Origin of the sequence: Roseovarius mucosus, from assembly GCF_002080415.1 — a bacterium.
Lineage (GTDB): Bacteria > Pseudomonadota > Alphaproteobacteria > Rhodobacterales > Rhodobacteraceae > Roseovarius > Roseovarius mucosus_A.
Genome location: NZ_CP020474.1, coordinates 3751648 through 3775779 on the forward strand (window position 1 = coordinate 3751648; position 24132 = coordinate 3775779).

General features: G+C 63.0%; 24 protein-coding genes. 23 read left to right on the plus strand and 1 reads right to left on the minus strand.

The features are described 5' to 3' along the window. Positions 1-20: 20 nt before the first annotated feature. The 7 genes from ROSMUCSMR3_RS17935 (at position 21) to ROSMUCSMR3_RS17960 (ending at position 3682) form a co-directional block, all read left to right on the plus strand. Positions 21-503, plus strand: a complete 483-nt coding sequence (locus tag ROSMUCSMR3_RS17935) for a hypothetical protein (RefSeq protein WP_081508244.1) — start codon at positions 21-23, stop codon at positions 501-503. Then, positions 500-742, plus strand: a complete 243-nt coding sequence (locus tag ROSMUCSMR3_RS21330; protein ID WP_157667357.1) for a hypothetical protein — start codon at positions 500-502, stop codon at positions 740-742. The genes ROSMUCSMR3_RS17935 and ROSMUCSMR3_RS21330 overlap by 4 nt, the downstream gene beginning before the upstream one ends. Positions 743-906: 164 nt before the next feature. Next, positions 907-1347 (plus strand): hypothetical protein, encoded by a 441-nt coding sequence (locus tag ROSMUCSMR3_RS17940; RefSeq protein ID WP_081508245.1) that lies wholly within the window; start codon positions 907-909, stop codon positions 1345-1347. Continuing rightward, the gene (locus tag ROSMUCSMR3_RS17945; protein ID WP_237183481.1) at positions 1344-2021 is read left to right on the plus strand and encodes a MotA/TolQ/ExbB proton channel family protein; all 678 of its coding nucleotides are present in this window, start codon (positions 1344-1346) and stop codon (positions 2019-2021) included. Before ROSMUCSMR3_RS17940 ends, ROSMUCSMR3_RS17945 begins: the two co-directional genes overlap by 4 nt. Further along, positions 2014-2391 (plus strand): ExbD/TolR family protein, encoded by a 378-nt coding sequence (locus ROSMUCSMR3_RS17950; RefSeq protein ID WP_081508247.1) that lies wholly within the window; start codon positions 2014-2016, stop codon positions 2389-2391. Before ROSMUCSMR3_RS17945 ends, ROSMUCSMR3_RS17950 begins: the two co-directional genes overlap by 8 nt. Then, positions 2388-2768, plus strand: coding sequence for an ExbD/TolR family protein (locus ROSMUCSMR3_RS17955; RefSeq protein ID WP_081508248.1), 381 nt, complete (start codon positions 2388-2390; stop codon positions 2766-2768). Before ROSMUCSMR3_RS17950 ends, ROSMUCSMR3_RS17955 begins: the two co-directional genes overlap by 4 nt. Further along, complete coding sequence (locus ROSMUCSMR3_RS17960) at positions 2765-3682, plus strand: energy transducer TonB (protein WP_081508249.1); 918 nt, start codon at positions 2765-2767, stop codon at positions 3680-3682. The genes ROSMUCSMR3_RS17955 and ROSMUCSMR3_RS17960 overlap by 4 nt, the downstream gene beginning before the upstream one ends. Before the next feature lie 33 nt (positions 3683-3715). Here the strand turns inward: ROSMUCSMR3_RS17960 and ROSMUCSMR3_RS17965 are convergent, their stop codons facing one another. Further along, positions 3716-5461, minus strand: coding sequence for a serine protease (locus ROSMUCSMR3_RS17965; RefSeq protein WP_081508250.1), 1746 nt, complete (start codon positions 5459-5461; stop codon positions 3716-3718). 189 nt (positions 5462-5650) lie between these two features. Between ROSMUCSMR3_RS17965 and ROSMUCSMR3_RS17970 the strand changes: the two genes are divergently transcribed. The 16 genes from ROSMUCSMR3_RS17970 (at position 5651) to mraY (ending at position 24127) form a co-directional block, all read left to right on the plus strand. Next, complete coding sequence (locus ROSMUCSMR3_RS17970; protein WP_081508251.1) at positions 5651-6580, plus strand: glycine--tRNA ligase subunit alpha; 930 nt, start codon at positions 5651-5653, stop codon at positions 6578-6580. Further along, a complete protein-coding gene (locus tag ROSMUCSMR3_RS17975; RefSeq protein WP_081508252.1) occupies positions 6580-7104 on the plus strand; it encodes a DUF6446 family protein in 525 nt (174 codons plus the stop codon). Before ROSMUCSMR3_RS17970 ends, ROSMUCSMR3_RS17975 begins: the two co-directional genes overlap by 1 nt. A 3-nt stretch (positions 7105-7107) precedes the next feature. Next, positions 7108-9450: a glycine--tRNA ligase subunit beta gene (gene glyS / locus ROSMUCSMR3_RS17980; RefSeq protein ID WP_081508253.1), complete on the plus strand. Its 2343-nt coding sequence runs from the start codon at positions 7108-7110 to the stop codon at positions 9448-9450. Between the two features lie 218 nt (positions 9451-9668). Next, the gene (locus tag ROSMUCSMR3_RS17985) at positions 9669-12161 is read left to right on the plus strand and encodes a putative PEP-binding protein (RefSeq protein WP_375554739.1); all 2493 of its coding nucleotides are present in this window, start codon (positions 9669-9671) and stop codon (positions 12159-12161) included. 163 nt (positions 12162-12324) lie between these two features. Next, positions 12325-12936, plus strand: a complete 612-nt coding sequence (locus tag ROSMUCSMR3_RS17990) for a cell wall hydrolase (protein WP_037297247.1) — start codon at positions 12325-12327, stop codon at positions 12934-12936. 126 nt (positions 12937-13062) lie between these two features. Continuing rightward, positions 13063-13230: a 50S ribosomal protein L33 gene (gene rpmG / locus ROSMUCSMR3_RS17995; protein WP_007799108.1), complete on the plus strand. Its 168-nt coding sequence runs from the start codon at positions 13063-13065 to the stop codon at positions 13228-13230. A gap of 104 nt (positions 13231-13334) precedes the next feature. After that, on the plus strand, positions 13335-13886 hold the full coding sequence (locus tag ROSMUCSMR3_RS18000; protein ID WP_237183482.1) for a GNAT family N-acetyltransferase: 552 nt from the start codon (positions 13335-13337) through the stop codon (positions 13884-13886). A gap of 23 nt (positions 13887-13909) precedes the next feature. Beyond that, on the plus strand, positions 13910-14299 hold the full coding sequence (locus ROSMUCSMR3_RS18005; RefSeq protein ID WP_081508254.1) for a DUF2946 family protein: 390 nt from the start codon (positions 13910-13912) through the stop codon (positions 14297-14299). 64 nt (positions 14300-14363) lie between these two features. Continuing rightward, positions 14364-15773 (plus strand): PepSY-associated TM helix domain-containing protein, encoded by a 1410-nt coding sequence (locus ROSMUCSMR3_RS18010; RefSeq protein ID WP_037297392.1) that lies wholly within the window; start codon positions 14364-14366, stop codon positions 15771-15773. Between the two features lie 713 nt (positions 15774-16486). Next, on the plus strand, positions 16487-16990 hold the full coding sequence (mraZ, locus tag ROSMUCSMR3_RS18015; RefSeq protein WP_081508255.1) for a division/cell wall cluster transcriptional repressor MraZ: 504 nt from the start codon (positions 16487-16489) through the stop codon (positions 16988-16990). Between the two features lie 3 nt (positions 16991-16993). Beyond that, on the plus strand, positions 16994-17986 hold the full coding sequence (gene rsmH / locus ROSMUCSMR3_RS18020; RefSeq protein WP_081508256.1) for a 16S rRNA (cytosine(1402)-N(4))-methyltransferase RsmH: 993 nt from the start codon (positions 16994-16996) through the stop codon (positions 17984-17986). Beyond that, positions 17986-18330, plus strand: coding sequence for a cell division protein FtsL (gene ftsL, locus ROSMUCSMR3_RS18025; RefSeq protein ID WP_198133575.1), 345 nt, complete (start codon positions 17986-17988; stop codon positions 18328-18330). The genes rsmH and ftsL overlap by 1 nt, the downstream gene beginning before the upstream one ends. After that, positions 18327-20111: a peptidoglycan D,D-transpeptidase FtsI family protein gene (locus ROSMUCSMR3_RS18030; protein WP_081508257.1), complete on the plus strand. Its 1785-nt coding sequence runs from the start codon at positions 18327-18329 to the stop codon at positions 20109-20111. Before ftsL ends, ROSMUCSMR3_RS18030 begins: the two co-directional genes overlap by 4 nt. 19 nt (positions 20112-20130) lie before the next feature. Continuing rightward, the gene (locus ROSMUCSMR3_RS18035) at positions 20131-21612 is read left to right on the plus strand and encodes a UDP-N-acetylmuramoyl-L-alanyl-D-glutamate--2,6-diaminopimelate ligase (RefSeq protein WP_008280307.1); all 1482 of its coding nucleotides are present in this window, start codon (positions 20131-20133) and stop codon (positions 21610-21612) included. Further along, complete coding sequence (locus tag ROSMUCSMR3_RS18040) at positions 21609-23045, plus strand: UDP-N-acetylmuramoyl-tripeptide--D-alanyl-D-alanine ligase (protein WP_081508258.1); 1437 nt, start codon at positions 21609-21611, stop codon at positions 23043-23045. Before ROSMUCSMR3_RS18035 ends, ROSMUCSMR3_RS18040 begins: the two co-directional genes overlap by 4 nt. Next, on the plus strand, positions 23045-24127 hold the full coding sequence (mraY, locus tag ROSMUCSMR3_RS18045) for a phospho-N-acetylmuramoyl-pentapeptide-transferase (RefSeq protein WP_008280309.1): 1083 nt from the start codon (positions 23045-23047) through the stop codon (positions 24125-24127). The genes ROSMUCSMR3_RS18040 and mraY overlap by 1 nt, the downstream gene beginning before the upstream one ends. The last annotated feature ends 5 nt before the right edge of the window (positions 24128-24132 follow it).

The following is a 24132-nucleotide window of genomic DNA, read 5'->3' on the forward strand; positions in this document are numbered from 1 at the left end:
ACGACAGGAGAACAGCCGATATGACCGAACCGGATCCCGCCTATCTTGCCAAGCTCTTGCTCTATTACGAAGAGGAGATTGAGGGCGAAGCCTATTTTGACGCGCTCGCCCGCCGCTTTCCCGAGCCTGCGCAGCACAAGCGCCTGAGGCTTTTGGCCGAGGTTGAACGCCACGCCGCCCAAGGCGTTGCCCCGCTCATCGCGCATTATGATCTAACCCCCCGGTCGGTCGAGAGCCTAACCCTGAGCGGCCATGAACAGGCGCGCCGCGCGCCAGGCACTTGGGCGGGGCTTCTGGACGAGATGAACCGCACCTATCCTGCCTATCTCGCAGCGTTCGAGGCGCTCGAGGCGATGGGGCCAGAGGCGGATCAAACCCGCCTGCGGTTCTTGACCGAACATGAGGTGGCCGCGCTCGACTATCTCGCGCTGGAAAATGCAGGCGCGCCGGAGTCTTACGCGCCGCTTGAGCGCTACCTTGCGTCCTCCCCGGTGCCCGCATGAGGGCAGGCGCGCTGCTTGTGGTTCTGATCTGCGCGGCCTTTAGCCTTGGCGCGCAAGAGGCACCCGTCGTCTCGTCGCCACAGGAGTGCGATACCTGTCAGGCCCGGCACCGGGCTTTGCAATCGCTCCAATCGGCAGGTGTCGGGGCCGGGCGGCAAGCAGAGGCAAACACCCCCCAGCCCGCTGCTTCCGTCTCAACCGGGGCAGGGCCGCAAGCGGTGACGCCCGCCAAACCGTGACGCAAAGACCGACGTCACGACAAACTTGACTCTTTCAGTCAACTCAGTCAAAACCGGGTCAATCCCTGCGCTCTACCGGCGCGGGCCATCTCTCACCCCGTGCCAGCCCCGCGCCAGCCATGCGGTTTCCAGCCCCGTCTGATGATCGGGGAAAGGAGCTTTTCATGCTGGCATTCCACCGCCCTGCGTTTTGTTGTGCCCTGGCGTTCTTGGGTGCGGCGACCATGGCCCAAGCGGATGAGACCGCTGCCGCCTCGGCGCTTACCCTAACGCTCAATAGCCTGCACACCACCGAGACAGGCGGCTGTCGCCTGAGTTTCGTGCTGCAAAACGATCTGGGTGTCGCGCTCGACAGCCTCAAGGCCGAAGCAGTGCTCTTTGATGCGACGGGGCAGGTGGCAACGCTCACGCTTTTTGATTTCGGCGCGCTGCCCGAGGGGCGCCCGCGCGTGCGCCAGTTCGATCTGGCGGGGCAAGGCTGCGACGCCATCGGGGGGGTGCTGATCAATGGCATCGGCACCTGCGAAGGCGCGGGGCTTGCCCCGGGTGTCTGCCTCGGCGCGCTCCACCTTGCGAGCGAGACCGACATCGAGGTGACAGGATGAGCGGGATAGCGGCCATGATCGACAGGCTGAACGGGCTGATTGCCATGGGCGGGCCGGTGATCGCGATGATCGCCGTGCTTTCTGTCGGCACGCTTGCGGTCATTCTTTACAAACTCTGGCAATTTCGCGCCTCGGGGGTGGGGCGGCATCACGCGCTGCGTGCCGCAGTGACCGATTGGGATCACGGCGAGACCGCCGCCGCACATCGCAGACTTGCCACATCACGCAGCTATCTGGCCCCGGTCATCGCCCGCGCTTTTGCCGTAGACCCGCGCGATACCGTCGCCACACGGCGGTTGATGGCCGAGGCCGAAGCCCGCTTTGCCCGGCTCGAACGCGGCTTTCGCTTTCTCGACACAGTGGCACAGGTGGCCCCGCTGCTGGGGCTTTTCGGCACGGTTCTGGGCATGATCGAGGCGTTTCAGGCGCTTCAATCCGCCGGATCACAGGTTGATCCGTCGCTCCTCGCAGGGGGGATTTGGGTGGCGCTTTTGACCACAGCGGCGGGGCTTGCCGTGGCGATGCCCGCCTCGGTCGTGCTGTCGTGGTTCGAATCGCGCATGGCCGAGGAACGCGCGCTCGCCGATCATGCGCTCAGCATGGTTCTGGGCCCAGATGGGCAGGAGGCGCAACAAGCGATACCAGAGGGCCGGGCGGTGCCCGCATGTGCGTAAGTCCGGGTTCCAGCGCCGCAAACTGTCGCTCACCTCGCTTATCGACGTGATTTTTCTGCTGCTGCTTTTCTTCATGCTATCCTCGACCTTTTCACAATTCTCAGAGGTGGATCTGGCCACGGCGGGGCAGGGGCAAGCGCCCTCCGAGGCGCAACCGATCTTTCTGCAACTGCGGACCACGGATCTGAGCGTGAATGCGCGCGCCGTGCCACTTGCCGCTCTGGCCGAGGCGCTGCGCCCTCTGATGTCAGACGAGACGCAGGTTTTGGTCAGCGCCAGCGCTGATGTCACGGCACAGCGGCTGACCGACCTGCTGGTGACCCTGCGCGCCATCCCCGGCCTCTCGGTGCAGGTTTTGGTGCCGTCATGAAAACCGACCGCACCCGCCGCGAACCCACGATTGCCCTGATCAACATCATTTTCCTGATGCTGATTTTCTTCATGGCCGCCGCCACGCTTGCCCCGCCGCTTGCGCAAGATCTGCGGCTGGTGCGCACCGCCGAGTTGGAGGGCACCGCGCCACCTGATGCGCTGGTGGTTCACGCCGATGGGCGGCTGACCTATCGCGGCGCGCCGGTGTCGGATGCCGCCAGCCATGTCGCAACCTTGCCCGAAACGGCCCGCGCCACGCTGCGCCTTGTGCCCGATGCCGCGCTGCCCGCCACGGATCTTCTGCGATTGGGCGAGGCGCTGCGCCGGGCGGGGGCAGGGCGGGTGGTGATGATCACCGAACGGGGGCTGCCATGATCCGGGGGTCGCGTTTTGTGCTGTCGGTTTGTGCGGTCACGGCGCTTGGCCTGCATGGGGCGGGGTTTTGGGTTTCGCACAGCCCGGCAGGGCCAGAGATCGAGGGGGGTGCCGGGGCGTCTGAGGTGTTGTTGGGATCAAGCTTTGCGGATCTGGTTGCCGGCGCGGCACAGCCAGTGTCCGACACCCCCGTCACCCCGAGTGTGACGGCGGCAGAGGTTCTGCGCCCGACCAAGCCCGATGGCACCGAGGCTCAGGCGGTTCGTCCTCAAAAGATTCAACCGGTGGCCAAGGCCAGTGAGGCCCCCCAAATGCCGGTGGTTCCATCAGCACCGGCGGTGGCAGCCGCCACACCGGCCACCCCAGCCACGAAGGATTCAGCCCCCGCACCCGCGTCACAGCCCAGTGTCGCCCTGCCTGAGGCTGAAACTGGCCTTGAGATATCCAAGCGCCCCAAGGCGCGGCCCACCCAACTCACCGCCACGGCCACGCCCCGTGCCGCGCCAAAGCCAGACCGCAAGACCGCGGCGCGGGCGACGTCCGGCAGCTATGCCGACCAGACCGCCACACGCGGCAGCATGACCGGCCATGAGACCGCCACCGCCGCCACCGAAGGACGACCCAAAGATCACCAAAGCAAGACGCCCGGCACCGCCGCCACCAGCAACTATCCCGGTCAGGTTATGCGCCATCTCGCGCGTGTGCCACGCCCCCGCGCCGATACGCGGGGTGTGGCGCTGGTGCAGTTCTCGATTTCTGAGGGGGGGCGTCTGGCATCGGTCCGCGTCGCGCGATCATCCGGGTCGACCCGGCTTGACCGGGCCGCGCTGACTGTGGTCGAGCGCGCAGCACCTTTTCCCGCGCCTCCGGCGGGCGCGCAGCGCAGCTTTTCCGTGCAGATCAAGGGGGAATAGGGCGGGGCGATGCGGCCCCGCCTCAGGTCTCGTCTAGTCCCAGCAACTGACCAAAACGGTCATCTCACCAGCGCGATCCGTCAGCGCCTCGGCCGGGATGCGGTCTTGATCCGATGTCACGCGCGGGGTGATGCCCCCCTGCGTCAGCACCGCTTGCAGCGCGCCATTGGTGGCGGCAAAGCTGACCTCGTCGGGCAGGGTGCGGCCATCTTGCGCCCGTGCCAGCAACATGCCCAACACCGCACCGCCGGTATCAAGCACCGGACCGCCCGCATCCCCCTCAAGCGCGCTCAAGGCCAGCCGTTTCAGATGCGCCTCGCCATTCAGCCCCTGCAACTCGGCCAATTGGCCAAAGGTGACGGTGGGGGCACCCAAAAGACCGCCATAAGAATAGCCCGAAACCGCCACATCGCTCAGCAAGCGGGGCGTCACCTCTTGAAAGGCTGCAACCCGCACCGGTGCAAGCGGCTGACGCGGGCGCAGGATCGCCACGCCAAGATCCGCATCGCTCAGCACCACATCGGCCTCATAGGCTTCGTCAATCGTGATCCGGCCACAGTTCGCCACGGCCTCGGCGGTGGTTAGCACGGCGCCGCTGGCATCCACGTAAAAACCCGACCTCGCCTGCTTGGGCTTGCGGATTTCCAACCCTGAAATCAGGTCAATATCCTGTGCCCCGCTGCCTTCGGCGGGATCAAGCGTGCCGGGCAGCCAATCGAAACTGTCCTGCATCCGCCCCAAAAGACGGCTGCGCCTTGCCTCGTCACCGGCGGGCCAGATCAGCGTAAAGCCCTTGATCGCACCGTCGCGCAACCAGACCTGGGTATGCGAGATCTGCAACGCCCCTTCGCCGATCAGCGTGAAACGATCACCATCAAGGCTGCGCGGCCCGCTCTCGGGTACGATTTCCAGCGTCTGCATGATGTCATACAGCCCCGCCAGCGTGGCACGGTCGCCCGATTGGCTGATCAATAGAAGCCGCGCGTCGATATCGCCGGTGGCGTTGAAATGCGCGAAAGGCGGCTCGTAGCGGTCAAAGCCCAGCACGGCGGTGGGCAATTCCATGGCGATGCCGGTGGCATTATCGCGCACCACCTCTAGGCCAAGCCCGTCAAACACCGCGTTGAACTGACGAAACAACTCTGCCCGCTGCCGAGTGGTCAACACGCCGGTTGCCTCAAAGCCGTTTTGCGCCTGCCACCGCGCCATGGCGGCACGGGTGCCTTGGCCAAAGGCCGCGTCGATAGCCCCGTCATAGACCCCGGCCCATGTCATCGCCTCTTGCAAGGCGGCGCGCGCGTCGCGGTCAAGCAGGCTCTCGCTTTCGCGCGCCTCGCGCAGGGTCTCGTCGGCGGGCTCGGGGATGGGCGCGGGGGCCGGGTCTGCCGCCACAACGGGGGGGCTATCGGGGGCCGCAATGGCCGGGGCGGCGGGACCCTCCAGCAGATTGGCCCCGATGGGCCAGAATTGTTGTTGATAATCGCTGCTTTCAGCGATGTAGCTGTCTCGCGCGATCACCCCCTCGGCGCGGTAGACCTGAAGCACACGCTCCGCCTCTTCGCGCCGATAGGGTCCAAGGGCGATGGCATACCAACCGCGCCCCAAGGCAAATCCGTTCACATCCGCCAAAGTCGCGGCATAGCGGCGCGCGGCGTCCTGTGCCGCGTTCAGGCTGGGCTGCGCTTCGACCTGGACCCAGACAACCGGCTCCTCTTGCGCACGCGCCGCAGGCAGCGCCATGAAAACCGCAAAAATGAACCCCAGTAAGATACGCGCCATAAGTTTCCCTAAATTCTGTCTTGATAACGGTCGTTGCGACCTTTTTGGCGTTTTATCAAAATTGCCGGGCGATGCACTCGAAAACTTCGGGGTTTGTGCGGGGGCGTTGGGGGCCAAACGCCCGATTGACCCTGCCCCGCACCCGGCCTAGGTAGGGGCGGCAAATCAGGGGCAGCATTGGGGTCAGGCATGAGCGACACGACCGGCAAACCGCGCAGCTTTCAGGAAATCATCCTGAGATTGCAGAGCTATTGGGCCGCACAAGGCTGTGCCATGATGCAGCCCTATGACATGGAGGTGGGGGCCGGCACCTTTCACCCTGCCACCACGCTGCGTTCTTTGGGATCAAAACCCTGGGCTGCGGCCTATGTGCAGCCCTCGCGCCGCCCCACCGATGGCCGCTATGGCGAAAACCCCAACCGCCTTCAGCATTATTACCAGTATCAGGTGCTGATCAAACCCAGCCCGCCCGATATGCAAGACCTCTACCTTGGCAGCCTGCGCGCCATCGGCATCGACATGGCGCTGCATGATATCCGCTTTGTCGAGGATGACTGGGAAAGCCCCACGCTCGGCGCTTGGGGTCTGGGATGGGAGGTGTGGTGCGACGGGATGGAAGTGTCGCAATTCACCTATTTCCAACAGGTCGGCGGGCATGACTGCGCGCCGGTCTCTGGCGAGTTGACCTATGGTCTGGAACGTTTGGCGATGTATGTGCTGGGCATTGATCATGTGATGGACATGCCCTTCAACGATCCTGCCGCGCCAATTCCATTGAAATATGGCGATGTCTTTCGCCAGACCGAGGAAGAATACAGCCGCTGGAATTTCGACGTGGCCAACACGGAGGTGCTCTTGCGCCACTTTGAAGAGGCCGAGGCCGAATGTCAGGCCATCCTCGCGCAAGAGGCGGTGGACCCCAAGACCGGCAAGCGGATCATCATGGCGCATCCCGCCTATGACCAATGCATCAAGGCCAGTCATCTCTTCAACCTGCTCGATGCGCGCGGGGTCATTTCCGTGACCGAGCGGCAAGCCTATATCGGCCGGGTGCGGGCGCTGGCGAAACAATGCGCCGATGCCTTCGTGCAGACAGAGGCAGGGGGGCAGGTGGCATAATGGGCAAGATATTGGCGGGGGCGATCTTGATTTCGGCATTGGTGGCCGGTGCGGCCATGTATTATCTGCAAGTCTATCACTTCTACGAAGAGGTGGCGGCGGATGGCACGAATGATGTTGTCCTGACCTCTCTGGTCACGGGCGCGCCGGAACCGGTGCTCTACGACAACTTCACCGCCATTGACGCCAACAGCAGCCCGATCCGCTATCGCGCCTGTTTCACCACCGCGATGAGCCATGCCATGCTGACCGAGACCTATGAGCTATATGAGCGGGCAGAGCCGCTGACCGCGCCCGACTGGTTCGACTGCTACGATGCGCAGGCCATCGGCCTTGCGCTGGAAGAGGGGCGCGCGCTGGCCTTTTTGGGCCAGCGGGATGTGATTTACGGCGTCGACCGCGTGGTGGCCATCACCGAGGACGGGCGCGGCTATGCCTGGCACCAGATCAACCGCTGCGGCGAGGTGGTGTTTGACGGACAGCCCGCGCCCGATGATTGCCCCGAACCGCCCCAAGGATACTAAGCCATGCCTGACCTCTTGATCGAACTCTTCTCCGAGGAAATCCCGGCTCGCATGCAGTCCAAGGCGGCGGATGATCTGCGCGCGCGCCTGACCGAGGCGCTGGTTGAGGCAGGGCTGACCTATGCGGGGGCGGCGGCGTTTTCCACGCCCCGGCGGCTGGCGCTGACAGTGCAGGGGCTCAGCGGCCAAAGCCCGACCACCCGCGAAGAACGTAAAGGCCCGCGCGTCGATGCGCCCGAACAGGCGATCGAGGGCTTCTTGCGCGGCGCGGGGCTGACGCGCGACGATCTGGAAATCCGCGACGAGAAAAAAGGCCAGGTCTATTTCGCCACGATCACTAAGCCCGGACGCGCGGCGGCCGAAATTGTGTCCGAGGAACTTGATAAGATCATCCGCAATTTCCCTTGGCCCAAGTCGATGCGCTGGGGCGCGGGGTCTTTGCGTTGGGTGCGCCCGCTTCATTCCATCCTCTGTATCCTGACCGATGAGGCGGGCGAGGTGACGGTCGTTGATCTTGACGTCGACGGCATCCGCGCGGGCAACACGACCGAGGGGCATCGCTTCATGGCGGCAGGGCGATTTGCCGTGTCCTCTTTTGACGATTACCGCACCAAGCTGCGCCGCGCGCATGTCATTCTGGAGGCCGAAGAGCGGGCCGCGCATATCTGGCAAGAGGCCAGCAATCAGGCCTTTGCATCGGGGCTGGAACTGGTCGAGGACCCTAGCCTTTTGGCCGAGGTGGCGGGGCTGGTGGAATGGCCCGTGGTGCTGATGGGGCGGATTGACGACGCCTTTTTGGGTCTGCCGCCCGAGGTGCTGCAAACCAGCATGCGCGAACATCAAAAGTTCTTCTCGGTGAAAAACCCCAAGACAGGCCGGATCGAACGCTTTGTCACCGTCGCCAATGTCGAGACCGCCGACCAGGGCGTGACCATTCTGGCGGGCAATCAAAAGGTGCTGGCGGCGCGTCTGTCGGATGCCAAATTCTTTTGGGAAAACGACCTGCGCACCGTGCAGGCCGAGGGGTTGGAGGGGATGGGCGCAGGGCTCGCGCATGTCACCTTCCACAACAAGCTGGGATCACAGGCCGACCGCATCGCCCGTATCGCCGCGCTGGCGCGCGAGATTGCACCGCATGTGGGCGCCGATGCCGATCTGGCGGAACAGGCGGCACGCGTGGCCAAGGCCGATCTGCAATCCGCCATGGTCGGCGAATTCCCCGAATTGCAGGGGCTGATGGGGCGCTATTACGCGGCGGAGGCGGGGCTCGCCCCCGAGGTGGCGGCCGCCTGCCAAGAGCATTATTCGCCGCTGGGGCCGGGCGACGCCGTGCCAAGCGCGCCGGTATCGGTGGCGGTGGCGCTGGCGGATAAGATCGACACGCTGACGGGGTTTTGGGCGATTGACGAGAAACCGACGGGGAGCAAAGACCCCTACGCGCTGCGCAGGGCTGCGTTGGGCGTTATTCGGTTGGTGTTGGGGAATGGGTTGCGGTTGCCTTTTATCCAAAACCTGAAACTGTCTTTCCCATCGGTATTTGCGGATATCGCAGTGCTCGAGCAACTTGCTTATCTATCCTTTTATGAACTTGACCAGTTTGACGAAAAAACAATAGCCGAAGAGTGGCTTAAGTTCGTTCGTTCACCAACATACGAAGAGGTGGCAGAACGGGGGTTTGATCACGGTGCTACCATCAAACTTACGCGCTCAGAGTGCTTCAATCTAATAGCTGAGCATCATATCGCGTGGAAACGTGATGTAGATTCGTCTGGGAACCATTTGGATGATGGCGCTGAGATGATATCAATACCGCAGAAAACTAACGACCTCCTCTCCTTCCTGCACGACCGTCTCAAGGTCCATCTGCGCGACGAGGGCATCCGCCATGACGTGATTGACGCGTGCCTTGCCATGCCGGGCAATGACGATCTCACGCTTTTGGTCCAACGCGCCCGCGCCCTCAGTGACTTCCTGAAAACCGACGATGGTGAGAACCTGTTGCAGGGCTTCAAACGCGCCAACAATATTCTCACCCAAGCCGAGGAAAAGGATGGGGTGGAATATTCCTATGGCGCGGATGTGAAATTCGCGGAAACCGACGAGGAAAAGGCGCTCTTTGCTGCCCTCGCCACAGCCGAACCTGCCATTGCCAGCGCCCTCAAATCCGAGGATTTCGCGCGCGCGATGGGGGCCATGGCGGCGCTGCGCGCGCCCATCGACGCTTTCTTTACCGCCGTGCAGGTCAATGCCGAAAGCCAGGTCATCCGCCGCAACCGCCTCAACCTGCTAAGCAGCATCCGCAATATCTGCCTGCAAGCGGCAGACCTTGGCCGGATCGAGGGCTGATTTCACCCGCCCCGGGCTTGACCCGGGGCCTCTGTGTCTGATTGGCGCGGCCCCGGTTCAAGCCCCGGGCGGGGTTTTCTAACCAAGCCGGACCGATCCCAAACCCGTGATCCTTTCCCTTGCCTTGTGCTGCAACGCGCGTATGGTGCGGTCAAAGGAAAGGTGCCGCAGTGCAGCAAGACGACAGCCATATCACCCTCATCACCCCCACGGCCCCGATGCATACCCATACCCATGGGGGGCGTGCGAAATGTCTGCAGCGCCTTGTGCGGCTTGATCTGCCGGTGCCGCGCACCGTGGCCCTGTCGTTTGAGGCGGTGCATCGCATCGCGGCGGGGGAATTGCCGGATATGGCGCGGTTTCTGGCCCCGTTCGGCGCGGCCCCGCTCCTGTGTGTGCGCCCCTCGTCCGAAGACCCTGATTGGGGAGGGCCGGGGGCTGTGCTCAACATCGGCATCAATGATACACGCTTTGTCGAACTTGCGGAGCGCATCGGCAAAGAGGCGGCCTCGCATATCTACCTGCGGTTTGTGCAGGCCTATGCCATCCATGTCGCCCGGCTTGATCCGGATGTGTTCGAGGATGTCTCGCCCGATCCGGTGCTGGGGCTGAGCCAAGCGCTCAAGGCCTATGAATCCGAAGCAGAAGAAGAATTCCCCCAAGATCCCGGCAAGCAATTGACCGAGGTGCTGCGCTCTATGGCGCGCGCCTGGGAGGGGACGACGGCGCGGCTCTTGCGACAGGCCAAAGGTGCGCCCGCCGATGCGGGCCTTGGCCTTGTGGTGCAGGAATTGGCGCTGGGGTTGGGGCAGGGGGAATGCGGCTCTGGCGTGATGCAACTGGTCAACGGCCAGACCGGCGCGCGGCAGATCATTGGCCGCTACCTCAGCCAAAGCCAGGGGCGCGATGCGCTCAGCAGCGGTGCGGATGCGATCTATCTCACCCGGGATCCGCGCGGCCCCTCGCTCGAGGATCTGGCCCCCGATGCCTTTGCCGAAATCCGCGCCTATGCCGAGCTGATGCGCGCCCGCCTGCGCGAGGAAATGCAGGCCGAATTCACCATCGAGAATGGCAAGGTCTGGATTTTGGACGGGCTGCGCGTGCCGCGCAACGGCCGCGCGGCGGTGGCCATTGCCGTAGGGCTTGCCGAGGATGACATCATCAGCCGGGACGAGGCCTTGATGCGGGTCGAGCCGCGCGCGCTTAATGAATTGCTGCACCGACAGGTTGATCCCAACGCCCCGCGTGATGTGCTGGCGCGAGGTATCGCCGCCAGCCCCGGTGCTGCCACGGGCCGCGTGGTTTTTTCCGCCGCCGAGGCGCAGGCTGGCCATTCGCGCGGCGAGGCCTGTATCCTTGTGCGCCGCGAAACCAGCCCCGAGGATATTCGCGGCATGCATGCCGCCGTGGCGGTTCTGACCGAGCGGGGCGGCATGACCAGCCACGCGGCGGTGATCGGGCGCGGCATTGGCCTGCCTTGCGTGGTCGGTGCCTCGGAAATCCATTTTCAGACCCGGCGCAAGCAACTGACCATGCCCGATGGCCGCGTTGTCAAGGCCGGTGATGTGATCACCGTGGATGGCACCGGCGGTCTGGTGCTGGCGGGCGAGACGCCGCTTCTTGAAGTGGCACGCGACGACGCCTTTCAGACCCTGATGAGCTGGGCGGATGACGTGCGCGACATTGCTGTGCGCGCCAATGCCGATACCCCCGCGGATGCAGAGGTGGCGCGCAAGTTCGACGCGCGCGGCATTGGGCTGTGCCGCACCGAACATATGTTCTTTGATACCGAGCGTCTGACGGTGATGCGCGAGATGATCTTTGCCGATGGCAGCACCGACCGTGCCGCCGTGCTGGAACGGCTCTTGCCGATGCAGCGTGCCGATCTGGCCGATCTCTTTCGGATCATGCAGGGGCTGCCGGTTTGTATCCGCCTCTTTGATCCACCGCTGCACGAATTCCTGCCCACCGACCGCGCGGGGCATCTGCAACTGGCCGAGGCGCTGGATCTTCCGCTCTCGGATGTCACCCGTCGGGTCGAGGCGCTGAGCGAGTATAACCCCATGCTGGGTATGCGCGGCGTGCGGCTTGGCATCACGGTGCCCGAAATCTATGACATGCAGGCGCGCGCCATTTTCGAGGCTACGCTTGAGGCCAGCCGCGAAGGCGCGCCCGTTGTGCCCGAGATCATGATCCCGCTGGTCAGTGCCAAGCGCGAGGTCGAGTTGGTCAAGACACGCGTCGATGCCGTGGCCGCTGCCGTGCGCAACGAGACCGGGCGCGATTTCACGTATCGTCTGGGCGTGATGGTCGAGACACCCCGCGCTTGCCTGCGCGCGGGCGAGTTCGCGCCGCTGGTGTCCTTTCTCAGCTTTGGCACCAATGACCTGACACAGATGACCTATGGCCTCTCGCGGGATGACGCGGGCCGCTTCATGTCGGAATATGTCAAGCAGGGCGTCTACCCCGAAGACCCGTTCCACATGCTCGATGTCGATGGTGTGGGCGAGTTGCTGAAAATAGGGGCCGAGCGTGGGCGCGCGGCAAATCCCGACATCAGCCTGTCAATTTGTGGTGAACATGGCGGCAATCCCGAATCAATCGCCTTTTGCCGCGATGCCGGATTTACCTATGTCTCCTGCTCGCCGTTCCGTGTTCCGGTGGCGCGACTCGCTGCCGCACAGCTGACGGTGCGCGACAAGATGCGGTAGTTTCCGTGCCTGTTTGCGCAAGATAAGACAAAGTCGAGCCATAATTTGCGATAGAAAATGCCATCGGCGGGAACCCGCCGGTGCCTCAGGTGGACGCCTGTGCCGATTTTGGCTAAGGGGCGCACATGCCGTGGACCATACGTCCACCCGCCTGGAGACGAGAATGAGACGGATTGCACTCGCTGCGGCAATCGCAGTGCTGGCAGGCCCGGTCATGGCCGACGCCCCTGTGACCCGATTGATGGAACAAGAAATGCGCGCGTTGCGCGCGATCTCAGGCGACCGGATGGCGCGCTATCTCAGCAGCCCCGAGACCGAGATTAGCTATTCAAGCACCTGGCTCGATCAGCAAGCCCCGGCCCAAGGTGGCCCCGAGTGGCGCTGTCTGGCAGAGGCGCTTTACTTCGAGGCGCGCGGCGAAAGCGTCAAGGGACAATTCGCAGTGGCCGAAGTGATCCTGAACCGCGTCGATGATCCCAATTATCCCGATTCCGTTTGTGGCGTGATCCATCAGGGCACGGGCCGCAAATATCAGTGCCAATTCACCTATACCTGTGATGGCCATGCCGACGTGATCGCCGAAGGCGACGCGTTTCGCCAAGTGGGCAAAGTGGCCCGCGCCATGGTCGATGGCGCACCGCGCAGCCTGACCAGTGGGGCCACGCATTACCACACCCGCAACGTCAACCCCCGCTGGGCCCGGCAGTTTCCGCGCACGGCCTCGATTGGCGTGCATTATTTCTACCGCCAGCCAACGCGCCTGTCCTCGAACTGAGGCACGGCGCAACGAAATCGCCGACTTTCATGACAATCGCGGTTGACTCGGCTGCGGGCGTCGCTAAAAGGCAGGCTTCATAAGAGATTCACGGGCGGTTTGACTGCCCGGCGCAGGAGACAAAAAATGGCAAAGCCGACGACCATCAAGATCCGTCTGAACTCGACCGCGGGCACGGGCCATTTCTACGTGACCAAGAAAAACGCACGCACCATGACCGAAAAGATGACCGTACGAAAGTACGATCCCGTGGTGCGCAAGCATGTCGAGTACAAGGAAGGCAAGATCAAGTAAGATCTCCCTTCCAGACCAGACAGCCAAAGCCGCGCCAACCCGAGCGCGGCTTTTTCCTTTTGGGCGCTCCGGTGGCCGGCAATTTTACCCAAAAGGGTTTGCCGATGTCCGAGATTCTGATCCGCCCCGTCTTTCCTGCCGACCATGCAGCGATTTCCGATCTGATGCGCGCGGCCTATGCCCGCCACATGTCGGGCACCTATCCCGAGACGCTGGTCCGCGCCGCCCTTCCTCATCTGACACGCCCGGTGCCATCGCTGCTTTTTGGTGGCCGCTATGTTCTGGCCGAGGCAGGGGATGAGGTGCTGGGCATTGCGGGCTGGAGCGATATCAGCCCCTTTGGCCGGACCTGCCCACCGGGTCAGGCGCATCTGCGGCATCTGGCCATTGCGCCAGAATGGCAGAGGCAGGGACTAGGCCGCGCGCTCATGGGGCATCTTCTTGCGATGGCAGACCTGACAGGGGTGCAGCAGATGCACTGCCTGTGCCCGCTCAATGCCGTGCCTTTTTGCAGGGCCAGGGGTTTTGACACGCTGGGCGAGGTCTTTCTGAGCCTCTCGCCCGATGTCAGCCTGCCCGCCGCACAGATGCGTCTTGAGTTGGGGGGCCTTCCGGATCTGCATTCCAAGGCATTCGTGGCTGGTGCGGCTCTCTGACCTGTGGCAATGTCCTGCGGGTGATGCGTGCCCCACTAACCTTGCTCTCAAAACTGATCGTGGTCTTTGCCGTTAGCTTGGCATTGGCCGGGGTCAGTTTTGCACATCGCTCTGTCGATACCCGCACGCTCGATCCCTCGTATCTTGCCTTCATCGCGGCTGGAGGGACGGCGCAGGATCTGTGCGAGGATCACACTGCCCACGACACCGCCCCCGGACATTCCGACCATCGGGCTGCCCCTGGCTGTGAGGCCTGTCGTCTGGTTGATAGCGTGCTTGTTCTGGCGCTGCCGGAGACTGTCCGGACCTGGCAGGTGCCGCGCATCGCCCCCCTTGTTCCGGGCGCATCTGAGATACTTGTGCAATCCATTGCATATCGGTTGCAACAGGGACGCGCGCCGCCGCGCGTTTGAATTTCAAATCCAACAGCTTTTGAAATTCACCCCCACCATGGGGGCTGTCCCAATGGAGTCGTTCATGACGTCGATTGATCCAACCTATGCCCCTGCGCAGACGCGCACCGGGGTCAATAAATTCTACTTCGCCGCCTGGCGCTGGCATTTCTACGCGGGCCTGTTTGTCATCCCCTTCTTCTGTATCCTTGCCGTCACTGGCATGCTGATGCTGTGGATTTCGTGGATCGACGGGCGCGACGGCGAACGCACGCCGGTGGTGCCGCAAGAGATGGCACTCGCCGTCTCGCAACAGGCTGAGAGCGCGCTGGCCGCCATTCCCGGTGGCACGCTCAAGCAATATGTGGCCCCTCGCCGGGATGATCTTGCCGCGATCTTCCGCGTTGATCTTGGCGATGAGGCCAACATGGTCGTTGTCGATCCCTACACGGCGGCGGTGCTCGAGATTTTCCCCCGCCGCTCGGGCTGGTATGATTTCGCCGATGGTATCCACAGCAACCTGATGCTGGGCGTGACCGGCGATCGGATGCTGGAAATTGCGGCCTCTCTTGGCATGGTGCTGATTGCCACCGGTCTCTACATGTGGTGGCCGCGCGGGGCAGGGTGGCGAACGGCCCTTGTCCCGACCTTTGGCCGGGGCCGCGCGCTCTGGCGGTCACTGCATGGCGTGCTGGGCTTTTGGATTTCCATCGTGCTCGCGTTCTTTCTTGTCTCTGGTCTTGCGTGGGCGGGGATCTGGGGCGAAAAGTTGGTGCAGGCCTGGAGCCAGTTTCCAGCCGAGAAATGGGATAACGTGCCCCTCTCGGATGATATCCACGCCAGCATGAACCACGACCGCAAAGAGGTGCCTTGGGCGCTTGAACTCACGCCGATGCCAGCCTCTGGTAGCCATGCCGGTCACGCAGGCGTCGATACAGAGGCCGGGACGCCGGTGACGATTGACACGCTCGACGCGCTCGCACGCGACATCGGCTTTGACGCCCGCTATCAGCTCAACCTGCCCAAGGGCGAGGCAGGCGTCTGGACCATCAACCGCGACTCCATGAATACCGACGACACCGACCCGACCACCGACCGCACGGTGCATGTCGATCAATACACCGGCAATATCCTCGCCGATGTGCGGTATGAGGATTACTCGCTGGCGGGCAAGGCGATGGCGGTGGGGATCGCGCTGCACATGGGCACGATGGGCCTTTGGAGCGTGCTGGCCAATACCGTCTTCTGCCTCGCGGTGCTGTTTCTCTGCGTCAGCTCCGTTGTGATGTGGTGGAAGCGTCGCCCTGCCGGGGCGGGCGGGCGTCTGGCCGCACCGCCGCTGCCCCGCGACATGCCGATGTGGCAAGGTGCGGTGCTGGTGGGGATAGCGGTCTCGCTGGCGTTTCCGATGGCGGGGCTAACGCTCATCACCGTGTTGGCACTCGATGGGCTGGTGCTCTCGCGCTTGCCGATGCTGCGCCGCCTTGTGAACTGACCGGCGCGCGCGCCCCTCTTGCCTGACGAAACCCAAGCAGAACCTCGCCCAAGTGGCGGGGTTCTGTCGTTCTGGCTGTCCGCGTTTGCAGTTTGATGGGAATGTATGGGACAGATTTGAGGAATCAGGTCTTTTCCACGTGATTTCGCGAATCACTTTCGATATTTGGGTAAGAGTTATAGGTGATTCACTGCTGAAATACGGGGTTTCTGTGGGAAAGGACGATGGATTCTATCCAAAGTGTCGGAATAGCTAGGGAAATCACGGGATATTTTAATCGCCCCAAGTTTCCGTATATTTTGTTATCAAGATTGAGTACCACACAAGATAAGGTAAATTTCTTGCGAATTTTGCTACAGAATGTTGTTTTCACGGGCCTGCTACAACAATATCCTGTGCTTATCCCGTAAAAAATCGTTGCCATGGGACAATTTCCCAGTGTATCAAGAATACACGATGAGGACGGGATCACAGAGGGGCGCCAAGACCCCGAAAAACTCCCAAGTCAGGTTTCATACAGGCACCCGCTTTCATCGAACAAAGAGATCCGGCGCGCGAGCGAGCAGACATCCCCCCAGGTGGCGCGCGCAGTCGGACACCCCGCTCAAGCGGGACGAGGGCGGCGGGTTGATCAGTGGCAGCAGATCAACCCGCCGTTTCGTGTCTCAGGGGTACGTTTTCAATCTGGGGCAGATATAGGGACCAACGGGACAGTGGGCCGGATTTTTAGAGGCGAGAGCCTCCACAAGGTGGATGGAAAGGGCAGGGTATCAATCCCGGCCCTGTTTCGCCGTGTGATCGAGGCCTCAGATCCGAGCTGGACCGACGGGCTTAACCCGGAACTCATCATCGTTTATGGCGACCACCGCCGCCGCTATCTCGAGTGCTATACCATCGAGGCGATGCAAGAGGTGGATGCCAAGATCGCCGCCCTGCCGCGCGGGTCGAATGCGCGCAAACATCTGCAGCGCCTGTTTCACGGTCAGAGCTTTCCCACCGCGGTGGATGAGACCGGGCGTCTGGTGCTGCCTGCCAAGCTGCGCAAGAAGATCGAGCTTGAGGACGAGGCGTTTTTTATCGCCGCCGGGGATACCTTTCAGATCTGGAAGCCCGAGACCTATGAGGCCGAGGAACTGTCCAAGACCGAGGAATGGTTGGATGAATTCCCCGATGACTTTGATCCGTTGATCCTGCTCGACAATCCGGACGGGGTTTGATCCATGGCCGCTGCCGCCGCCCCAAAATCCAACGCCCCGCATATCCCCGTTCTCTTGCGCCCGCTGATTGCCGCCGTGGCGCCGGTTCAGGGGGTTTGGCTTGATGGCACGCTGGGGGCAGGGGGCTATGCCCGCGCCCTGCTTGATGCCGGTGCCGATCAGGTCATCGGCGTAGACCGTGACCCGCTGGCGCATGACATGGCGCAGGGCTGGGGGGCAGAGTATGGTGACCGGCTGCGCCTTGTGCTGGGCAATTTCGCACAGATGGATGACTATGCCACGGATCTTGACGGCGTCGTTCTCGATCTGGGCGTGTCCTCGATGCAGCTTGATCTGGCCGAGCGTGGGTTTTCCTTTATGAAGGACGGCCCCCTGGACATGCGCATGAGCCAAGAGGGGCCAAGTGCCGCCGATCTGGTGAATACCGCCGAAGAATCCGATCTGGCCGATATTCTCTATCTTTATGGCGAGGAGCGCGCGAGCAGGCGGATCGCCCGCGCCATCGTCAAGGCGCGTACAGAGGCCCCGATTGAAACCACCCTGCATCTGGCGGGCCTTATCGAGCGGTGCTTGCCGCGCTCCAAGCCGGGGCAGGCGCATGCCGCCACCCGTAGCTTTCAGGCGATCCGCATCGCGGTGAATGACGAATACGGCGCGCTTATCGCAGGGCTGGAGGCGGCGGAACGCGCGCTCAAAGAGGGCGGTCAACTGGCGGTCGTGACCTTTCATTCGATCGAGGACCGGATCGTCAAACGCTTTCTGACGGCGCGCTCGGGCGGGGGTGGCACCGGCAGCCGCCACGCCCCTGAAATCACACGCGAAGAACCGCAATTCACCCTCAAATCGCGCAAGGCCATCGGCCCCGATGACGAGGAATTGGCCGTAAATCCACGCGCCCGGTCTGCCCGGCTGCGTGTTGCCACGCGCACCGATGCCCCTGCAGGGCAGAGCGAGCGCAGCGCTTTGGGTGTCCCCATGTTGAAGGGAGCGAAATGATGCGCAGCATTCTTTATGTTTTGACCGCGCTTTCCGTCATCGGTCTGGCCTTTTGGGCCTATCGCGAAAATTATCGCACTCAAGAGGCGCAGGCCAATGCGCAGGCGCTGCAAAATGCGATTGGCGAGGCGCGTGCGCGTCTGCGCGTGCTCAATGCCGAATGGGCCTATCTCAACCGCCCTGACCGGCTGATGGATCTGGTGGAATTGAACTACGACAAGCTGGGTCTCTTGCCCCTGCAACCTTATCAATTTGGCCGGGTGGATCAGGTCTCGTTCCCCAAGCCCGCCGAATTGCCGATCACCAACCCTGTTGATGTTTCGAACACGGAGCAGTTTCCATGATCCGCACGCCGCTGCGCCCGCTCGCGCGTATCCTCGAGGCCCGCAATCGGGGCGAAAACCCCGATGCCATCGAACGTGAGAACCTTCGCCTGCGTCACGAGGAAATGCGCGACCGCGCCCGTCGCCGCGCCGAGGGGCGGCTTTTGGTGCTGGCGGGCGTGTTTATCTTGGCCTTCGGGGTTGTCGGTGGGCGCATGGGCGTGCTGGCGGGCACCGAACCGTCCGAGCCGACGACCAGCGTCGCGGGCGCGCAGATCTTTGCGCAGCGCGCCGATATCGTGGATCGTGAGGGGCGCATCCTTGCCACGAATTTCGACACCCACAGTCTCTATGCGCAACCCCAGCAGATGATCGACCCGGAACAGGCCGCCGACAAGCTGGTCGAAATCTTTCCCGATCTCGACCGCGCGCGCCTGATCAAAGATTTCACTGGCCCGCGCAAGTTCCTGTGGATCAAGAAAAAACTCAGCCCCGAACAGAAACAGGCGGTGCATGACATCGGCGAGCCGGGCTTGCTCTTTGGCCCGCGCGAAATGCGGCTTTACCCCAACGGACGGCTGGCCGCGCATGTGCTGGGCGGCACCAGCTTTGGCCGCGAGGGGGTGCATGCCGCCGAACTGGTCGGCGTGGCGGGCATCGAACGGCATCAGGATGCGCGGTTGCGCGATCCGGCGCAGGCACATGAACCCCTGCGCCTGTCGCTGGATCTCAGCGTGCAAGCGGCGATGGAGCGGGTGCTTTTCGGCGGCATGAAGATCATGAATGCCAAGGGGGCGGCAGGTATCCTGATGGATGCCCATAGCGGCGAAGTGGTGGCCGTGGCCTCGCTCCCCGATTTTGATCCCAACGACCGCCCCGCATTGCCAACCTCTGGCAGCCCAAGCGATAGCCCGCTCTTTAACCGTGCGGTACAGGGTGTTTACGAGTTGGGCAGCACCTTAAAGGTGTTTCCGGTGGCGCAGGCGCTTGATCTGGGCCTGATCAACCCCGAGACCATGATCAACACCAAAAGCCCGATGCAATGGGGCAAATTCCGCATTCGCGATTTCAAGAATTACGGCCCGGAACTCAGCGCGACCAAGGTGATCGTCAAATCCTCCAACGTGGGCACCGCGCGCATTGCGTTGGAAATCGGGGCCAAACGCCAGCGCGAATTTCTAGAGCAATTGGGCTTCATCGCGCCCGTGCATCTGGAAATTGCCGAAGCCTCTGGCAGCACGCCCCTTTTGCCCAAGAACTGGTCGGACCTGTCGACCATGACGATTTCCTATGGCCATGGCCTTTCGATCAGCCCGATGCATCTGGCGGCGGGATATGCCACGATTGCCAATGGTGGACGGCTGGTAACGCCCACGCTCTTGCGCGATCCCACCCGCGCGCCGGGCGAGCGGATCATCACCGAGGCCACCTCAGCCGCCATGCGCAGAATGCTGCGCCAAGTCGTGTCCGAAGGCACGGCAAGCCTTGGCGAAGTGCCGGGCTATGCCGTGGGCGGCAAGACCGGCACCGCCGATAAACCCAAGGAACGCGGCGGCGGGTATCACAAGGACAAGGTCATCTCGACCTTTGCCAGCATCTTTCCGGCCCATGATCCGAAATATGTTCTGGTGGTCACGCTGGATGAACCGGTCGAGACCTCTGGCAGTGAGGCACGCCGCACGGCGGGCTGGACAGCCGTGCCGGTGGCTGCGGAAATCATCCGTCGCGTGGCACCTTTGCTTGGGGTGCGACCCGAGATTGAACCTAGCCCGCTTGCTGTTATAAGCCTGACATCGAATTAAGCCGGAACGGGGCAGTGCGGTGGGGCAGATCAAAACATTGGCGGCTTTGGGACTGACAGCCCAAGCCGGGCGTCAAGCCAATATCACAGGGTTGGCGGTGGATAGCCGCGAGGTAAAGCCGGGCTTTCTCTTTGCCGCCCTGCCGGGCACAACGGTGCATGGGGCCGAGTTTATCCAATACGCGCTGCGCCAAGGGGCAGGGGCGATCCTGACGGATGCCACCGGCGCGCGGCTGGCGCAGGATTTCCTGAGCCTCAGCGATGCCGCCCTCGTCGTGGCAGAAGATCCGCGTCAGACGCTGGCCTTTGCGGCCGCTCTTTGGTTCGGCGCGCAGCCGGAAACCATGATCGCCGTGACTGGCACCAACGGCAAGACATCGGTGGCCACCTTTACCCGACAAATCTGGGAGCGGATGGGCCTTGCCGCCGTCAATCTGGGCACAACGGGGGTCGAGGGGGCCTATAGCGCGCCCTTGGGCCATACGACGCCAGAGCCGATCACCCTGCACCGGATGCTGGCCAAATGTGAGGTTGCGGGTGTGACCCATGGCGCGATGGAGGCCTCCTCGCACGGCCTTGCGCAACGGCGTCTCGACGGCGTGCATCTGATGGCGGCGGGATTTACCAATTTCACGCAGGATCACTTGGATTACCACGCCAGCTTTGACGAGTATTTTGCCGCCAAGGCGGGGCTGTTCGCCCGCGTGCTGCCCGAGGATGGCGTGGCGGTGATCAATATCGACGATCCGCGCGGGGCCGAAATGGCGGCCATCGCCACCGAGCGTGGGCAGGACCTGATCACCGTCGGGCGTGCGCCGGGGGCCGATCTGCGCCTCATCGCGCAACGCTTTGACGCAACAGGCCAGGTGCTGCGCTTTGAATGGGAGGATGAGGTCAATCAACTGCGCCTCGATCTTATCGGCGGGTTTCAGGCCGAAAATGTGCTATTGGCGGCAGGGCTTGTGATCGGTGCCGGCGCCGATGCCGAACAGGTGTTCGAGGTTTTGCCGGATATGCGCACCGTGCGTGGGCGCATGCAGCTGGCGGCAACGCGCGACAATGGGGCGGCGGTGTTTGTAGACTACGCCCATACCCCCGATGCCGTGGCGACCGCGATCAAGGCACTGCGCCCGCATGTGATGGGACGGCTTATCGCCATCGTGGGCGCGGGCGGCGACCGCGACCGCGCCAAGCGGCCCTTGATGGGGCAGGCGGCGGCGGCCCATGCCGACCGCGTGATCGTGACCGATGACAATCCCCGCTCTGAGAACCCGGCCAGCATTCGTGCCGCCGTGATGCAGGGCTGCCCCAAGGCCACCGACGTGGGCGACCGCGCCGAGGCGATCCTGCGCGGCGTCGATGCGCTTGGACCGGGCGATGCGCTGCTCATCTGCGGCAAAGGCCATGAGACCGGGCAGATCGTTGGCGATGATGTGCTGCCCTTTAATGATGTGGAACAGGCGAGCATTGCGGTCACGCTGCTTGATGGGGGGCGGGCATGAGCCTTTGGTCAGCAAAAGACGCGGTAGCCGCGACGCAGGGGCGCAGCACAGCCGACTGGCAGGCGACCGGCGTATCCATTGATACCCGCACCCTCAAACCCGGCGATCTCTTCGTGGCGCTCAACGCGGCCCGCGACGGGCATGAATTTGTGGCGCAGGCGCTGGCCAAGGGGGCTGCGGCGGCGCTGGTGTCGCGCATCCCCGAAGGCCTGCCCGCCGAGGCCCCGCTGTTGATTGTTGAGGATGTGCAAAAGGGGCTCGAGGATCTGGGCCGTGCGGCGCGTGCCCGCTCGGAGGCCCGCGTTGTGGCCGTGACCGGATCGGTTGGCAAAACCTCGACCAAGGAAATGCTGCGCGACGTGTTGGGCCATCAAGGCCGCACCCACGCCGCCGAAGCCAGCTACAACAATCACTGGGGCGTGCCGCTTACGCTCGCGCGGATGCCGGTGGATACAGAGTTTGCCGTGATCGAAATCGGCATGAACCACCCCGGCGAGATTGCCCCTCTGGCGTCTATGGCGCGGCCGCATGTGGCGGTGATCACCACCGTCGCCGCCGCACATCTTGAAGCATTCGAGAATATCGACGGCATCGCCAAAGAAAAGGCCAGCATTTTTGAAGGGTTAGAGCCGGGGGGCGTGGCGGTGATCAACGCCGACATCGCGACCACGCCCATTTTGCGCGCCAAGGCTGCGCAGCATGCGGCGCGCATCCTCAGCTTTGGCACCGCGCGCGGTGCGCATCACCGCCTGCTCAACGTCGAACTGCATGACCACGTGACCGTGGGCCACGCCCGCGCATGGCGCTCGCCGCTGGTTTACAAGGTGGGCGTGCCGGGGCGGCATTTTGCAATGAACGCGCTGGCCGTTTTGGCGGTGGCGCAGGTGCTGGGCTGTGACCGGGCCGTGGCCATGGCTGATCTGGCCAGTTGGGCCCCCCCCGCCGGGCGCGGCACCCGCGAAGAGCTGGTGCTTGATCTGGCCAGCGACGGGATGAGCATTGACCTGATCGACGATGCGTTCAACGCCAATCCTACCTCGATGGCCGCCGCGCTCGAAGTTCTGGCGGCGGCGCACCCGCGGGATGGTGTGGGCCGCGTGTCGCGCGGGCGCCGGATCGCCATTCTGGGCGACATGCTGGAACTTGGGCCGGATGAGGCCGCAATGCACGCAGGATTGGCTGATCTGCCCTATATGGCGCGGATAAACGAAATCCACTGCGTTGGTCCCCGTATGCGCGCCCTGTGGGATATTCTGCCAGAGGCGCGGCGCGGTCGTTGGGTGGCCAGCGCCGAAGAGCTGGCAGCGCAGGCGCACCGGCTGATCGACGCAGGCGATGTGGTATTGGTAAAGGGTTCCAAGGGCAGCCGGGTGAGCCTTGTGGTCGAAGCGCTGAGGCGCGTGGGCCGGGTGACAGAAGAAGGACAAGTCTAATGCTCTATTGGCTCACCATCTGGTCGGATGGCGGGGATTTCTTCAATCTCTTCCGCTACATCACCTTTCGCGCAGGCGGTGCCTTTATGACGGCGCTGATCTTTGGCTTTTTGTTCGGCGCGCCCCTGATCATGGTCCTGCGCAAGCGCCAAGGCAAAGGCCAGCCCATTCGCAGCGATGGCCCCGAAGGGCATTTTTCCAAGGCGGGCACGCCCACCATGGGGGGCCTTCTGATCGTGGGCGCACTTGTCACCTCGACCCTGCTTTGGGCGCGGCTCGACAATCCTTATGTCTGGCTTGTCCTCTTCGTGACGCTGTCCTTTGCTCTCATCGGATTTGCCGACGACTACGCCAAGGTCAGCAAGCAAAACGTCAAGGGCGTCTCTAGCCGGGTGCGGCTGGGGCTTGGGTTTCTCATCGCGCTCATCGCCGCCTATTGGGCGGGGCTCAATCATCCGTCCGAATTGCAATATCAACTGGCGCTGCCGGTGTTCAAAGATGTGCTGATCAACCTCGGCTTTCTCTTTATCCCCTTTGCGATGTTCGTGATCGTTGGCGCGGCCAATGCGGTCAACCTCACCGATGGTCTTGACGGTCTGGCGATCATGCCGGTGATGATTGCCTCGTCGGCCCTTGGCGTCATCGCTTATACGGTGGGGCGGGTCGATTTCACCGATTATCTCGGGCTGCATTACGTGCCGGGCACGGGTGAAATCCTGATCTTTGTTGCCGGTCTGGTCGGCGGCGGTCTGGGATTCCTGTGGTATAACGCCCCGCCTGCCGCCGTGTTCATGGGCGATACCGGCTCCTTGGCCTTGGGCGGCGCGCTGGGGGCGATTGCCGTCGTCACCAAACACGAGCTGGTGCTGGGCATCGTCGGCGGCCTCTTCGTGGTCGAGGCGCTTTCGGTCATCATTCAGGTGCTCTATTTCAAACGCACTGGCAAGCGGGTGTTTCTAATGGCCCCTATCCATCACCACTACGAGAAAAAGGGCTGGGCCGAACCGCAGATCGTCATCCGATTCTGGATCATCGCGCTTATTCTGGCGATGATTGGCTTGGCGACGCTGAAATTGCGCTAAGGGGA